This is a genomic window from Phenylobacterium sp., from assembly GCF_030651755.1.
Lineage (GTDB): Bacteria > Pseudomonadota > Alphaproteobacteria > Caulobacterales > Caulobacteraceae > Phenylobacterium.
In genome coordinates this window covers 1-1,257 of sequence record NZ_JAUSBZ010000085.1, presented here as the reverse complement: position 1 = coordinate 1,257, position 1,257 = coordinate 1, and the positions used below count along the sequence as shown (strand labels likewise).

At 67.1% G+C, this 1,257-nt stretch carries 2 protein-coding genes; one reads left to right on the top strand and one right to left on the bottom strand.

Annotated features, from left to right (window positions below; all coding sequences use genetic code 11):
• Positions 1-1,014 (top strand): GTPase HflX (gene hflX / locus Q7V15_RS08195; RefSeq protein ID WP_304754985.1); only part of this gene is annotated, 1,014 nt, incomplete at its 5' end.
• Here the strand turns inward: hflX and Q7V15_RS08190 are convergent.
• Positions 1,011-1,257 (bottom strand): MazG nucleotide pyrophosphohydrolase domain-containing protein (locus Q7V15_RS08190; RefSeq protein ID WP_304754984.1); only part of this gene is annotated, 247 nt, incomplete at its 5' end. The two genes, hflX and Q7V15_RS08190, sit on opposite strands and share 4 nt — an antisense overlap.

The following is a 1,257-nucleotide window of genomic DNA, read 5'->3' as shown; positions in this document are numbered from 1 at the left end:
ATCGACCGCACCGGCCTGATCCTGGAAATCTTCGCCAGACGTGCGCGCACCCGCGAGGGCCGGCTTCAGGTGGAGCTGGCCAGGCTCTCCTATGAGCGCTCGCGCCTGGTCCGCACCTGGACCCACCTGGAACGCCAGCGGGGCGGCTTCGGCGTCATGGGCGGTCCAGGCGAAACCCAGATCGAAACCGACCGCCGGCTGCTGGCCGAAAAGATCGGCCGCCTGAAGAAGGAGCTGGTGGAGGTCCGCCGCACCCGCACCCTGCAGCGTTCGGCCCGCAAGCGCCGGCCCTATCCGGTCGTCGCCCTCGTGGGCTACACCAATGCCGGCAAGTCGACCCTGTTCAATCGCCTGACCAATTCGGCGGTCATGGCCGAGGACATGCTGTTCGCCACCCTCGACCCGACCCTGCGGATGCTGAACCTGCCCGATGGTCGGCCGGCCATCCTGTCGGATACGGTGGGCTTCATCTCTGACCTGCCGCACGAACTTGTGGAGGCCTTCCGCGCCACCCTGGAAGAGGTCAAGGAGGCCGACGTCATCCTGCATGTCCGCGACATCGCCAGTCCCGAGAGCGCAGCTGAAGCCGCCGATGTTCGGGAGGTGCTTGAACGTCTGGGCGTCGACATGGCGGAGCGCCGGGTGCTGGAAGTCTGGAACAAGATCGACCTGACCGATCCAGAAGATAGATCCATGCTGGAGGGTGACGCCCGGCGGGCTCACCCCCCGGCGCTTCTGGCCTCGGCGGTGACCGGTGAGGGGGTCGAGCCCCTGCTTGCGGCCGTCGCGGGACTTGTCGACGAGTCCCCGGCCATTGAGGCTCATCTGCCTGCGGGGGAGGGTGCGGCCGTCGCCTGGCTCTACCAGAACGGCAGAGTGATCGGACGGGAGACCGCAGACGATGGCGGAGTGCTTATGACGGTCCGTCTGACCCCGAAGGCCCTGGGCCAGTTCGAGCAGCTCTTCCCTCGTATCGACCTTGGCGCGGCTTCGATGAGCGAAGACGAGGTCTAGGCGCGCTCAGCGACTTTTGCGGCGTCCCACAGGGCGTCCATCTCCGCCAGGTCCGATTGGTCCGCGGTGCGGCCACGCTGGGCGAGGGCGGCCTCGATGAACTGGAAGCGGCGGACGAACTTGGCGTTGGTGGCGCGCAGGGCGTCCTCGGGCTCGATATCCAGCTTGCGGGCCAGATTGGCCATCACGAACAGCACATCGCCAATTTCGCCGCGCAGGGCTTCACGGTCCCCTGAGTCGATC